This is a genomic window from Bradyrhizobium sp. SZCCHNR3119, assembly GCF_032487775.1.
GTDB lineage: Bacteria > Pseudomonadota > Alphaproteobacteria > Rhizobiales > Xanthobacteraceae > Bradyrhizobium.
On sequence record NZ_JAUEUV010000001.1, the window covers coordinates 1,431,292 to 1,443,916 of the forward strand.

At 65.7% G+C, this 12,625-nt stretch carries 11 protein-coding genes; 4 read left to right on the top strand and 7 right to left on the bottom strand.

Annotated elements, in window-relative coordinates; translation table 11 throughout:
- Positions 1-14: 14 nt before the first annotated feature.
- The 3 genes from QX034_RS06870 to QX034_RS06880 form a co-directional block, all read right to left on the bottom strand.
- A complete protein-coding gene (locus tag QX034_RS06870; protein ID WP_315706540.1) occupies positions 15-1,625 on the bottom strand; it encodes an ATP-binding protein in 1,611 nt (536 codons plus the stop codon).
- A 210-nt stretch (positions 1,626-1,835) separates the two neighbouring features.
- Positions 1,836-2,660 carry an arylamine N-acetyltransferase gene (locus QX034_RS06875; protein WP_315729678.1) on the bottom strand — a complete coding sequence of 275 codons (825 nt, stop codon included), beginning with the start codon at positions 2,658-2,660 and terminating at the stop codon, positions 1,836-1,838.
- Between the two features lie 121 nt (positions 2,661-2,781).
- Positions 2,782-3,051: a helix-turn-helix domain-containing protein gene (locus QX034_RS06880; RefSeq protein WP_315706693.1), complete on the bottom strand. Its 270-nt coding sequence runs from the start codon at positions 3,049-3,051 to the stop codon at positions 2,782-2,784.
- A gap of 230 nt (positions 3,052-3,281) precedes the next feature.
- On the opposite strand from QX034_RS06880, the gene QX034_RS06885 reads away from it, so the two are divergent.
- A complete protein-coding gene (locus QX034_RS06885; protein ID WP_315744303.1) occupies positions 3,282-3,839 on the top strand; it encodes a carboxymuconolactone decarboxylase family protein in 558 nt (185 codons plus the stop codon).
- A gap of 79 nt (positions 3,840-3,918) precedes the next feature.
- Here QX034_RS06885 and QX034_RS06890 read toward each other — a convergent pair whose 3' ends face one another.
- Positions 3,919-4,920, bottom strand: a complete 1,002-nt coding sequence (locus QX034_RS06890) for a KpsF/GutQ family sugar-phosphate isomerase (protein ID WP_315706537.1) — start codon at positions 4,918-4,920, stop codon at positions 3,919-3,921.
- A 173-nt stretch (positions 4,921-5,093) separates the two neighbouring features.
- On the opposite strand from QX034_RS06890, the gene QX034_RS06895 reads away from it, so the two are divergent.
- Positions 5,094-6,797, top strand: coding sequence for an outer membrane beta-barrel protein (locus QX034_RS06895; protein WP_409977776.1), 1,704 nt, complete (start codon positions 5,094-5,096; stop codon positions 6,795-6,797).
- A 70-nt stretch (positions 6,798-6,867) separates the two neighbouring features.
- Here the strand turns inward: QX034_RS06895 and QX034_RS06900 are convergent, their stop codons facing one another.
- The 3 genes from QX034_RS06900 to hemH form a co-directional block, all read right to left on the bottom strand.
- The gene (locus QX034_RS06900) at positions 6,868-7,314 is read right to left on the bottom strand and encodes an NfeD family protein (RefSeq protein WP_315729680.1); all 447 of its coding nucleotides are present in this window, start codon (positions 7,312-7,314) and stop codon (positions 6,868-6,870) included.
- A gap of 31 nt (positions 7,315-7,345) precedes the next feature.
- A complete protein-coding gene (locus tag QX034_RS06905) occupies positions 7,346-8,353 on the bottom strand; it encodes an SPFH domain-containing protein (RefSeq protein ID WP_315729681.1) in 1,008 nt (335 codons plus the stop codon).
- Positions 8,354-8,613: 260 nt separating this feature from the next.
- Entirely contained in the window at positions 8,614-9,651 is a 1,038-nt protein-coding gene (gene hemH / locus QX034_RS06910; RefSeq protein WP_315706533.1) for a ferrochelatase, read from the bottom strand.
- A 120-nt stretch (positions 9,652-9,771) separates the two neighbouring features.
- Between hemH and QX034_RS06915 the strand changes: the two genes are divergently transcribed.
- Together QX034_RS06915 and shc are read left to right on the top strand one after the other, a co-directional pair.
- On the top strand, positions 9,772-10,170 hold the full coding sequence (locus QX034_RS06915) for an MAPEG family protein (protein WP_315744299.1): 399 nt from the start codon (positions 9,772-9,774) through the stop codon (positions 10,168-10,170).
- A 234-nt stretch (positions 10,171-10,404) separates the two neighbouring features.
- Positions 10,405-12,624 (top strand): squalene--hopene cyclase, encoded by a 2,220-nt coding sequence (shc, locus tag QX034_RS06920; protein ID WP_316195116.1) that lies wholly within the window; start codon positions 10,405-10,407, stop codon positions 12,622-12,624.
- Position 12,625 lies beyond the last annotated feature (1 nt).

Here is a 12,625-nt window from a genome sequence, read left to right on the forward strand (position 1 = left end):
CGCACAAGGCAGACTCACGTCGCCAGTGCAGTGCGAATGGCTCGCGCCAAATCGGAGCTGAGATACGGCTTCGGCAACAGCAGCACGCCCGCATCGAGCCGGCCGTGATGCACGATCGCGTTCTCGGTGTAGCCGGAGGTGTAGAGCACTTTCAGGTCCGGCCGCCGTTTCACGGCCTCGGTCGCGAGCTGGCGACCATTCATTCCGCCGGGCATGATCACATCCGTGAACAACAGGTCGATGTGGCCGGCTTCGTCGATGACCGCCAGCGCCTCGCCGGCATTGCCGGCGGCGATGGTGCGATAACCCAGGCGCTCGATCTGGGCCACGACGTAATCGCGGACCAGCACGTCGTCCTCGACGATCAGGATGGTTTCGTCGCCACGCTCGCTTCCCGAACTGGCGGGCTCGACCTCCGGCGCATCGGCCTCCGCATCCTGGGCGGGGGAGGCCTGCGGCAGATACAGCCTCACGGTGGTGCCGTGGCCTTCTTCGCTGTAGATCTTGATGTGCCCGTTGGACTGCCTGACGAAGCCATAGACCATGGACAGGCCGAGCCCTGATCCCTTGCCGAGGCCCTTGGTGGTGAAGAAGGGATCGAACACCTTGTCGAGCAAGGGACGCGGGATGCCCTCTCCCGTGTCGCTCACCGCGATCATGACGTAATTGCCGGGCCGGACCTCGCTATTGCGGCTGGCATAGTCGGCGTCGAGCACGACGTTCTTGGTCTCCAAGATCAGCTTGCCGCCATTGGGCATGGCGTCACGCGCGTTCAAGGCGAGGTTCAGGATCGCGGTCGAGAGCTGGCTCGGATCGATCAGCGCCGGCGCGGCATCGTGCGCCAGCATCGATTCGATTTCGATCTGCACGCCGAGCGTCGGGCGCAGCAGGCCCGCGACATCCACGACCAGGGCGTTGATGTCCGTGCTGCGCGGCTGCAGCGGCTGCTGGCGGGCGAACGCCAGCAGATGCCGGGTCAGGTCCGCGCCCCTCGCCGCGGCGGCGCCGATCATGGAGGTGATCTGGGCCAGCAGCGGCCGATCCTTGACGCCGTCGCTGAGCATTTCGATCGAGCCGGTGATCACGGTCAGGATGTTGTTGAAGTCGTGCGCGACGCCGCCGGTGAGCTGGCCGATCGCTTCCATCTTCTGCGCCTGCCGCACCTGAGCCTCGGTCGCCTCCATCTCCTGAAAGCGCCGGACCATGGCCTCGGCGTTGCGGCGCTGCCGGGTCTCCTCCTCGAGCGCCGCATAGGCCTGCAGAAGCTGCACACGCGTCGGCATCACCAGGAGATGCGGCAGTCCCAGCAGCAGCCCGGTCCCGAGCACGGCGGAGATCAGCGCCAGGACCACTTTGATGGCTACAGCCAGGCCATCGACCGGCACCCACAGCCCAGCGATCGAAAGCGCACAGCTCACGGCGCCGACCGCGGCGAGCCCGCCGAGTGCCCCGATCAGGCTGACGAAGATTCGCAACATGTCGCCGTGCCGGCGCAGCAGGAAAACCGCGACTGCAATCGCCATCGCAAGCGATCCACAGGCGAGCACGGCCTCGGAAACCACATTCAACCAGAGCAATCCCGGCTGCCACGGCAAGCAGGCCTCGTGCGGGGTGAGCGTCGACATGTCCAGAACATCTCCAGGCCATAGCCACCCCGGCACCGGCTCCGCGCCGAGTCGGAATGGTCAGACGGATCATTCAGGTTCCTGCTTACCGCGCAAGCGCACAACGCCTGGATCAGGAGTGATCGTGGGGAAGGCTCCGGTCCCGCGGGGAGTGCCCGCCCGCTGGGCAGCCAGCGGGTGCGGCAACGTCCCGGGCTTACGAGCGCAAGCTCAACCCTGCCCCTCGATCCGACCCCAGATCTCGTCCGCTGACACCGGCAGCGTGACGCCGAAGGTCTCCTCGATCACCCGCCCCAGTTCGCCGGCGGTCTCGATCATACGCTCGGAGACCATCTCCCCGTCGCGCGCCTCGATCAACAGCCGCCGGTTGACGAGCTTGTAGCGCGCCTCGCGCGCAAGCCGCTCCATCACCACCATCGAGGTGAACGGCACGCTGGGGTGGGTGGAGGTGTACCAATTGCCCAGTGCATAGTCGGCCGGAAGCTGCGGATGCAGATCGAACACATACATCGTCCGCCAGCCCGCGGGCTGCTTCGCCGCGAGCCAGAACAGGCCGTCATCGGATTGGGTCAGGCGGAACGTCCCCATCGCCGTCGGCTGCACGATGTCAGCCTGAAGCCTCAGCGGCGCATCGAGCAGGCAGGAGCCGAAGCCGGCATCGGCCAGATAAGGCCCGTCGGCGAGATCGACCTTGAGCAGCATGTGCGTGCGCGGGCCGAGCGGAGCATCGGGCTCGAAGCGCCAGCGGACCCGCCCCGACAGGCTGGTGACCGTAAAGCCGACTGCCTCGAGCGCGGCCTGCAGCAGCGCGTTCTGCTCGAAGCAATAACCGCCACGACGGCCATCGACGAGCTTCCGCTGCACCGAGGCGAGATCGAGGTGAACGGGACGACCGAGCAGCGGATCGAGCCCCTCGAACGCGATCGCATCCACATGCGCGGCATGGAGTGCTGCCAACGTTTGCCGATTTGGCTGAAGCGGCCCGCGATAGCCGATGCGGGCGAGATATTTGTCGAGGTGGAATTCGTCAGGCATCGGCCGCGCCTCTGTTTTCTCTCGCTAGAGGGCATAGCATGGTCGCATGCAGTCGTTCCAGATCGCACGAGCTGCAGTCCACCCGCCGGCTGCGCAGGTGCTTTGCCCCATCCTACCCCCATCACCCTGCCTTCTTGCTCCAGCGCTCCGCGAAGTGATGCAGCGGCATGAAGGTTTCCAACAGTTCGCGACCAAGCGGCGTGAGTGCATAGCCGCCTTCGCCGAGCGCGACAAAGCCAGCCTCGCGCAGCTCGGTGATGCGCGTCTGCAGCACGGTTGGCGAGACCTCGTCGCAAGCCGTGCGAAGTGCACGCGAGGTCAGCGCGTCATCACGCAACTCCCACAGGATACGCAAGGACCAGCGCCTGCCCAACAGATCGAGCAGCACCATGATCGGACGGCCCGAGCGGGAGCCACGCACGGCTCGTGATTTGACCGGAGACGACTCGGCTGCAGCCGAGATGGTCCGACGCGATTTTGCCAGACTTGGCTTGTTTGGCCCCGGTTTGGTCGGTGCCGGCATGTCGTGCCCCCTTCGCACAGAAATACGGCTCTTGCCAAACGCTACAAAAAGCGTAGCGTTTCGCTACAATAAATGTAGCACACAGGAGGAGCCGCCGCATGCCCCGCATCCCCCCGCTGGAGCCGCCCTACCCTGCAGACATCCAGGCGCAGTTCGATCGCATCATGCGCGGCGCGCCGCCGCTGATGCTGTTCCGCGTCATGGCCGGCCACCAGCGGGCGTGGGGCAAGTTCGGTGGGGGCAGCTTGCTCGATCGCGGTCCCCTGTCCCTGCGCGAACGCGAGATTGCGATCGACCGGACCTGCGCCCTGAATGGATGCGAATATGAGTGGGGCGTGCATGTCAGCACGTTCGCTGCTGCCGCCGAGCTGACTGCCGAGCAAATTCGCGCAACCGTCCTCGAAGGCAGTCAGGCGGCCTGCTGGTCCGAAGCCGAGCGGGCGTTGCTCCTCGCCGTCGACGCTCTGCACCGGCGTGCGACTCTGGGCGTGGCCGAGTTCGCGACACTACGCGCACATTACAACGAGGATCAGATCCTCGAGATCATCCTGCTCTGCGGATTCTATCGCACCGTGTCGTATCTGGCGAACGCGCTGGACCTGCCGCTGGAGGAAACTGCGGCGCGTTTTCCTGCACGGACCTCATGCGGAGCGTGAGCGAAGCAATCCGGCGCTCAGCCCTAATCTGGATTTGCTTCGGAGCCTAACGCTCCTCGCAATGACGGCTGGAGAGAGATCACGCCACCCCGGCGCGCAGCAGATCGTGCATGTGCAGGATGCCGACCGGCTTGCCTGCCTCGGTGACGATCAGCGTGGTGATCTTCGCGGAGTTGAGGATCTCCAGCGCTTCCGAGGCGAGCGCGTCGCTGCGGACCGTGCGCGGCGTCTGCGTCATGATGTCGTCGACCAGCGCCGTCATCAAATCGGGCCGCATCTTCCGCCGGAGATCGCCGTCGGTGATGATGCCCGCGACGTGGCCGTTTCCATCGGTGATGATGACGCAGCCGAGCCCCTTGTCCGACATCTCCAGCAGCGCGTCCGTCATGACGGTGCCGAGCGGTTTCACCGGCACCGCATCGCCCGAGCGCATCAGATCGGCGATGTGCTTGAGCATCGCCCCTAACTTGCCGCCAGGATGGAAATTGGCGAATTCGAGCGCGGTGAAGCCGCGGCCTTCGAGCAGCGCGATCGCGAGCGCATCGCCGATCGCCGCCTGCATCAGGGTCGAGGTGGTCGGCGCCAGATTGTGCGGACAGGCCTCGCGCACCTTCGGCAGCTCCAGCACGATCCGCGCGGCCTGACCGAGCGAGGAGGCCGCATTCGAGGTCACCGCGATCATCGGGATCGCGAAGCGCTTGGAATAATTGACGAGGTTCTTCATCTCCGACTGCTCGCCGGACCAGGACAGCGCGATGATGACGTCGTCGCCGGTGATCATGCCGAGGTCGCCATGGCCGGCTTCCGCCGCATGCACGAAGAAGGCGGGCGTGCCGGTCGAGGCCAGGGTCGCCGCGATCTTGCGCGCGACATGGCCGGACTTGCCGAGCCCGGTCAGGATGGCGCGGCCCTTGGCCTCGCGGATCAGCGTCGTCGCCGCGGTGAAAGCCGTTCCGAGCGTTCCCCGCAGCGCGGCCGAGATCGCGACGATACCGTTGCTGCCGATCTCCAGGGTGCGCAGCGCCGACTGCACATCGGCATGGTCGGCGGCGGATTCGATCAGGGGATTGGAGCTCGGCATCGACGCATTCCACGACAGACAGATGACGCGGAGGTCTTACCACGGGTCGGGCGGTAAAGGCGGCATCAACAGCCCATTAACCATATTTGTTTTTACTCCCTTCACGGCAGGAATTGCCGACCGGCGCGGGGCCGCGCGGGCCAAATACATGATTTCGTTGGAGTATTTTCATCGTGGGTTGGGGGCCCGACAGCGGCCGGATCAGGCGCCCTTCGTGGTGCGACCGCGCCGCCGCAAGCCTATGGCTCCTGGCCGCCGCGGCCGCGCCTGCCTCGGCGCAGACCACGGATATGCTTCGCCCGGTCCCTGACGGCTTCCTGCTGCCGCAGGATTCACCGCTGCGTCGGATCGCCACAAGCGAACTGCCCGCGCCGGCCGCCCCTGCCCGCGTTGTGCAGTCCCCCGGCGGCGCCGCCGCATCACGGGTCAGCCTGGGGCCGCTGGCCGGCCTGTCGGCCGCGAGCGGGGCGGCGGACTCTGGGTATGATTCGCTGAACCGCACCCGCAGGAAGCCGAAATATTATCCGGCGCAGCCCCGCCCGAAGCCCGCCCTCGGCCCTGGCACGCCGCCGCCCGGCGGCCTCGTCGGCGAGCTCCGCCCGTCCCTGCCGCCGTCTGCCGGTGCCAACAGGCCGCCGCTGCCGCCGGCGATGGCCGGCAGCGTGCCCGGCCAGCCACCCCGGAAGCGGCTCAGGGTCGACGACGATCCATTCGGCGCGGTCGGCGACTATATGGGCCCGTTCCTGGTGAAATCGGCGGTCGAGATCTCCGCCGGCTACGACACCAATCCGGCGCGGCTTGCGAACGCGCGCGGGCTGCCGTTCTGGGTGGTCGCGCCGGAGTTTCTCGCGGTATCGAACTGGGAGCGCCACGCTGTCGTCGCCGATCTGCGCGGCTCCTTCACCGGCTATGGCGGCTCGCTGCCGGCCATCATCGACGGCGGCATCAACCCGGCGCCCACCAATCTCGACCGGCCGGATTTCACCGGCCACGTCGACGGCCGGCTCGACGTCACCGGGGACACCTCGGTCGGCGCGCAGCTGCGGCTGCGGGCTGCGACCGACAATCCCGGCAGCCCGAACATCCAGGCCGGGCTCGCCCGCTATCCGGTCTACACCACGCTGGGCACGACGATTGGCGTCGACCAGCGCTTCAATCGCCTGCAGATTTCGGCCGGCGCCACCATCGACCGCACCAGCTACGAGCAGAGCAAGCTGACCAACGGCGCCATGACCTCGAACGACGACCGCAACTTCAACCAATATGGCGGGGTCGGGCGCGCCTCCTATGAAGTCTCGCCCGGTCTGAAGCCGTTCGTGGAAGTCGAAGGCGACAGCCGCGTGCATGACCTGCCGTACGACCGCTCCTTCTATCGGCGCGACTCGAGCGGCGGCTACGCCAAGGCCGGCAGCTCGTTCGAGCTGACGCGACTTCTGACCGGCGAGGTCTCGATCGGTTACGCCGCGCGCAGCTATGTCGATCCCAGACTGAACCGGCTGCAGGGATTTTTGACCACGGCCTCGCTGGTGTGGTCGGCGACGCCGTTGACGACGGCCAAATTCCTCTCCGACACGCAGCTTGCGGAAACCACCGTGGCCGGCGCCTCCGGCGTCCTCGTGCGCACCTACACCGTCGAGGTCGACCACGATTTCCGCCGCTGGCTCACCGCCATCGGCAAGTTCACCTTCGGCACGCTGGACTATCAGGGCTACGGTCGCAGCGACAAGACCTACTCGACCGAAGGCAACCTGATCTACAAGATGACCCGCAACCTCTGGCTCAAGGGCACGTTACGCTACGATGTGCTGGATTCGAACGTCGCAGGCGCAAGCTCATCCGGCACGGTGGTGATGCTCGGCGTCCGGCTGCAGAATTGAGCTTAAGCGAACGACCGTAGGGTGGGCAAAGCGAAGCGTGCCCACCCTACAAATCGAAGTCGGCTCGCGCCTACGCTCCGGTCACCGTGAGATTGGCGCCGTCGGCCTGCACGATCCGCACGCGGCTGCCGGCCGGCGTATCGGGCCCGGCGACACGCCAGACGGTGTCGTCGACGCGCACCGTGCCGGAGCCGTCGACGATCGGCTTCTCAAGCGTGAAGACGCGGCCGACGAGCGCGGCCGCGCGGCGGTTGAGATAGGGATTATCGCTGGCCGGCCGCGCCGCGCTGCCGGCGAGCCGGCGCCAGACCGGCACTGCGGCTACCGCGAACAGCGCGAACATCAGGATCTGGATCTGCCAGGACGGCGTGAACGCAAACGATACGAACCCGACCAAAAGCGCGGCCAAGCCGAACCAGAACAGGAAGATGCCCGGGGCGAGCAATTCCAGCGCCATCAGGATGACACCGAAGATCAACCAGTTCCAGGTGCCCAGGCTCTCAAACATTTCGGCCATGACGTGACCCTCGCTAGATGCCCGCATCCTATCACGCGCGCGGCGGGAGCGGCGGCGCAGGCGGCGTCGTTCCGGCCGGCGGCACCGAGCCCGTTCGGCGCGCAGCCGCCGCGGCGGAGGCCGCGCTTTCGCCGAAGGTCGCCTTGGCTATCTCGCCGATGCCGGCCAGCGAGCCGAGCATGCTCATCGCTTCCACGGGCAGCATGATGATTTTCTGATTCGGCGAGTCCGCGAGCTGGCCGAACGCCTTGATGTATTTGTCGGCGATGAAATAATTGAGCGCGGCGACATCGCCCTTGGCGATCGCCTCCGACACCATCTGCGTGGCCTTGGCCTCGGCCTCTGCGGAACGTTCGCGCGCTTCCGCATCGAGGAAGGCGGATTGCCTGCGGCCCTCGGCCTGCAGGATCTGGCTCTGCTTGGCGCCTTCGGCGCGCAGGATCTCGGACTGCCGCTGGCCTTCCGCCTGCAGGATGTCGGCGCGCTTGACGCGTTCGGCCTTCATCTGCCGGCCCATCGCCTCGACGAGGTCGGCCGGCGGCACGATGTCCTTGATCTCGATGCGGTTGACCTTGACGCCCCAAGGCGAGACCGCGGCATCGACGACGCGGAGCAGCCGCTCGTTGATCTCGTCGCGATGCGACAGCACCTGGTCGAGGTCCATGGCGCCCATCACCGAGCGGATGTTGGTCATGGTCAGCACGATGATGGATTGCGAGAGGCTGGCGACCTCGTAGCTCGCCTTCGCCGCATCGAACACCTGGAAGAAGGCGACGCCGTCCACCGTCACGGTGGCGTTGTCCTTGGTGATCACCTCCTGCTCGGGAATCTCGATCACCTGCTCCATCATATTCATCTTGCGCCCGATCCGGTCGAAATAGGGCACGATGATGTTCAACCCCGGCGACAGCGTCCGGGTGTATTTGCCGAACCGCTCGACGGTCCAGTCATAGCCCTGCGGCACCGTCTTCACGCCGGCAAACAACGTAAAGATGACCAAGAGCGCCAGCGCAATCGCGAAAATGTCGAAACCGCTCATAAGACCTCCAAGACGAAAGACCCGTCACAAGGATGGGCTTCCGCACAATTCCACAGCAATCAAGACGTAAGGATTGCCGCGTGAATTTGTCTCGGCGGCGGCGGGGCCGGTTCAGCGAACTATTTTCGACATACCGACGTGGTAAAGGCCTTGCAGGCAGCAGCGGTGCTCCTAAGAAGCTACGCCCCGCCGGAGCCGCGGCACGTCACCAAAGCTTCAAATTCGAAGCGATCAACCGCCGCGTCCGAGATCCAGCCTGCTCAGATCCAACCCTGCAGTTCGCGCAGCACCAATTGCCGGATCACGTCCATGCCCGGCTCGCTGTCGTTCAGGCAGGGGATGGCGGAAAACGCCTCGCCGCCATTGTGCTTGAAGATCTCGGCGTTTTCCCCAGCGATCTCCTCCAAGGTCTCGAGGCAGTCGGCGGTAAAGCCCGGCATCACCACGGCGATGCGCTTCACGCCGTCCTTGGCGAGCTTCTCGATGGTCTTGTCGGTATAGGGCTGCAGCCACTCGGCACGGCCAAAGCGCGACTGGAAGGTGAGCAGAAGCTTGGACTCGTCCAGGCCGAGCCGCTTGCGCAACAAGGCGGTGGTGGCGACGCATTGCTCGAGATAGGGGTCGCCCTTGTCCACATATTCCTTCGGCATGCCGTGAAACGAGGACACGATCAACTCGGGCTTGAACGGCAGCGTCGCAAGATGGTCCTCGATCGAGGTCGCGAGCGCCTCAATGTAGAACTCGTCATCATAATAAGGCGGCGTCACCCGCAGGGTCGGCTGCGCCCGCAGGCTCGCGAGCACGCGGAAGACCTCGTCGCAGACGGTTGCCGACGTCGCGGCGGAATATTGCGGATAGAGCGGGACCACCAGGATGCGGTCGCAGCCCTTGGCCATCAAAGCATCGATCCCCGCCTTGATCGATGGATTGCCGTAGCGCATCGCCCAATCGACCACAACGTGTCCGGCATCGGCAATGCTCGCCGCCAGCTTCTCGCTCTGGGCGCGCGTGATCGTCTTCAGCGGCGACTCGTTCTTCTCATTGTTCCAGATGGTCTGGTAATCGCGCGCCTTCCGGCGCGGCCGCGTGTTCAGGATGATGCCGTTGAGAATGAGCTTCCACAGCAGCCCCTGGTCCTCGACCACCCGCGGGTCGGACAAGAACTCTTTCAGGTAGACGCGCACGCCGGCAGCATCGGCGGTGTCGGGCGTGCCGAGATTGACCAAGAGCACACCGACGCGCGATGGATTGGCGGCAGAGAGCGGCCTTGCATTGTCGAGGGAGATGGCAGCGGTCATGGTATCCAGGCTGATGTCGGACGGCTCGTGACGGGCGACTTGTAACAGGCCGCTTGGCGGGGTGCGGCAGCCCTGTCTAGATAATGGTTGTGACGACGATGTCATCAGGCCGGAGGAGCCATGACGATTGCTGAACTCTGCATCTTCGCCAGCGTGATATTGTACCTCTTAACGATCGCCCCGGTGAAATGGATCAGCGCCGGACAATACGACAATGCACGCCCCCGGGACCCCGCTTTCTACCAGAGCGGCATCCGCGAGCGCGCGCTGGGCGCCCATCAGAACGGCATCGAGGCATTCCCGTTCTTCGCCGCCGCCGTGCTGCTGGCCGAGTTCCGCGCAGCGCCGCAGAACCTGATCAACGAGCTCGCGATGCTGTTCCTGATCGTGCGCACGGCCTACGTGCTCACCTATGTCGGCAACCGCCCGGCGCTGCGCTCGATCCTGTGGGTGCTGGGTTTCGCGATCACGGTGGCGATCTTCTTCCTGCCGCTGTTGCGCAACTATCTCCCAATCTGAGTGGAGAGGCCCAGCACCCATAGGATGACGCGGATCACATCGAATGGCTGTTGAGACGGTTAACGGCACGTGCAGGCCACCGATCCGGGAGTGCAGGCTGACGCACCTTTGTTCCGGCTTTGATCTAGGGCGCCACGGCCAATTGATTGGATTCGCCGCCAGAATTTTCTATACGGCGACGGAACTTTGGACCGGTGAAGGCGCCCCGCCAAGGGAAACGCCAAAGGGATTGTGATGACGTCGAACGGCCCGACGCTGGCGACCACGGCCAGCGCCCCCGATAATTTCCAGACCGCCCTGAAATCGACCGTGCGGGCGGCCGCCGATTGGCTGATCGCACATCAGAAGCCGGACGGCCACTGGGTCGGGCGCGCGGAATCCAACGCGTGCATGGAAGCGCAATGGTGCCTCGCGCTGTGGTTCATCGGCCTGGAAGATCACCCGCTGCGTCCGCGCATGGGGCAGGCGCTGCTGCAGACCCAGCGCGGCGACGGCTCCTGGCAGATCTATTTCAACGCGCCGAACGGCGACATCAATGCGACCGTGGAGGCCTATGCCGCCCTCCGCTCGCTCGGCCACCGCGATGATGAGCCGGCATTGCGCCGCGCGCGCGAATGGATCGAGGCCAAGGGCGGCTTGCGCAACGTCCGCGTCTTCACCCGCTATTGGCTGGCGCTGATCGGCGAATGGCCCTGGGAGAAGACCCCGAACCTTCCGCCGGAGGTGATCTGGTTTCCGGTCTGGTTTCCGTTCTCGATCTACAATTTCGCGCAATGGGCGCGCGCAACCCTGATGCCGATCGCGGTCCTTTCGGCGCGGCGGCCGAGCCGGCCGCTACCGCCCGAGAACCGATTGGATGCGTTGTTTCCGCAGGGGCGCGACGCGTTCGACTATGAGCTGCCGACCAAGGTCGGCGCCGGTGGCTGGGACAAGTTCTTCCGCGGCGCCGACAAGGTGCTGCACGCGCTGCAGAACCTCGGCAACAGGCTCAATCTCGGCCTCTTCCGCCCGGCCGCCGTGCGCCACGTGCTGGAATGGATGATCCGCCACCAGGATTTCGACGGCGCGTGGGGCGGCATCCAGCCGCCCTGGATCTACGGCCTGATGGCGCTCCATGTCGAAGGCTATCCGCTCAACCACCCGGTCATCGCCAAGGGCCTCGATGCCCTGAACGACCCGGGCTGGCGCGTCGACATCGGAGAAGCGACCTACATCCAGGCGACCAACAGCCCGGTCTGGGACACCATCCTGACCCTGCTCGCCTTCGACGACGCGGGCGTGATCGGCGATTATCCCGAGGCGATCGAGAAGGCGGTGAATTGGGTGCTGGAGCGCCAGGTGCGCGTGCCCGGCGACTGGTCGGTGAAGCTGCCGCACGTCAAGCCGGGCGGCTGGGCGTTCGAATATGCCAACAACTTCTATCCCGATACGGACGACACGGCGGTGGCGCTGATCGCGCTGGCGCCGCTGCGGCATGATCCGAAGTGGAAGGCCAAGGGCATCGACGAGGCGATCCAGCTCGGCGTCGACTGGCTGATCGGCATGCAGAGCCGAAGCGGCGGCTGGGGCGCCTTCGACAAGGACAACAATCAGCAGATCCTGACCAAGATCCCGTTCTGCGACTTCGGCGAGGCGCTCGATCCGCCGTCGGTCGACGTCACGGCGCACGTCATCGAAGCCTTCGGCAAGCTCGGCCTCTCACGCAACCATCCGACCATGGTGCGCGCGCTCGACTACATCCGTCGCGAGCAGGAGCCGAGCGGACCATGGTTCGGCCGCTGGGGCGTGAACTATGTCTACGGCACCAGCGCCGTGCTGCCGGCACTGGCTGCGATCGGCGAAGACATGAGCCAGCCCTACATCCAGCGCGCCTGCGACTGGCTGGTAGCGCATCAGCAGAACGATGGCGGCTGGGGCGAGAGCTGTGCCTCCTACATGGATCTCGGCGCGGTCGGCCGCGGCACCGCGACCGCGTCGCAGACGGCGTGGGCGCTGATGGCCTTGCTCGCCGCAAACCGCGCGCAGGATCGCGAAGCGATCGAACGCGGCTGCCTGTGGCTGGTCGAGCGGCAGTCCGAAGGCACCTGGGTTGAGCCGGAATTCACCGGCACCGGCTTTCCCGGCTACGGCATCGGCCAGACCATCAAGCTCACCGATCCAGCGCTGCAGCAACGGCTGATGCAAGGCCCGGAGCTGTCACGCGCCTTCATGCTGCGCTACGAGATGTACCGGCACTATTTCCCGCTGATGGCGCTCGGCCGCACCCTGCGGCCGCAGGCGCATGGCAAGGCTCCGGTGCAAGGAGCAGCTGCGGCGCAGCCAGCAACGGCCCCTGCCGGCCAGCAAGGTCCGGAACTATCGCGCGCGTTCATGCTGCGCTGGGACTTGTACCGGCAATACTTTCCGGTCGCCGCGCTCGGCCGCGCGTTGCGGAGAGGGAACGCACAGCCCTAGC

Bases quoted from the DNA above. Each gene is read 5' to 3' on its own strand.
- QX034_RS06870 (WP_315706540.1), bottom strand. From the start codon at position 1,625: ATGTCGACGCTCACCCCGCACGAGGCCTGCTTGCCGTGGCAGCCGGGA.
- QX034_RS06875 (WP_315729678.1), bottom strand. From the start codon at position 2,660: ATGCCTGACGAATTCCACCTCGACAAATATCTCGCCCGCATCGGCTAT.
- QX034_RS06880 (WP_315706693.1), bottom strand. From the start codon at position 3,051: ATGGTGCTGCTCGATCTGTTGGGCAGGCGCTGGTCCTTGCGTATCCTG.
- QX034_RS06885 (WP_315744303.1), top strand. From the start codon at position 3,282: ATGCCCCGCATCCCCCCGCTGGAGCCGCCCTACCCTGCAGACATCCAG.
- QX034_RS06890 (WP_315706537.1), bottom strand. From the start codon at position 4,920: ATGCCGAGCTCCAATCCCCTGATCGAATCCGCCGCCGACCATGCCGAT.
- QX034_RS06900 (WP_315729680.1), bottom strand. From the start codon at position 7,314: ATGGCCGAAATGTTTGAGAGCCTGGGCACCTGGAACTGGTTGATCTTC.
- QX034_RS06905 (WP_315729681.1), bottom strand. From the start codon at position 8,353: ATGAGCGGTTTCGACATTTTCGCGATTGCGCTGGCGCTCTTGGTCATC.
- hemH (WP_315706533.1), bottom strand. From the start codon at position 9,651: ATGACCGCTGCCATCTCCCTCGACAATGCAAGGCCGCTCTCTGCCGCC.
- QX034_RS06915 (WP_315744299.1), top strand. From the start codon at position 9,772: ATGACGATTGCTGAACTCTGCATCTTCGCCAGCGTGATATTGTACCTC.
- shc (WP_316195116.1), top strand. From the start codon at position 10,405: ATGACGTCGAACGGCCCGACGCTGGCGACCACGGCCAGCGCCCCCGAT.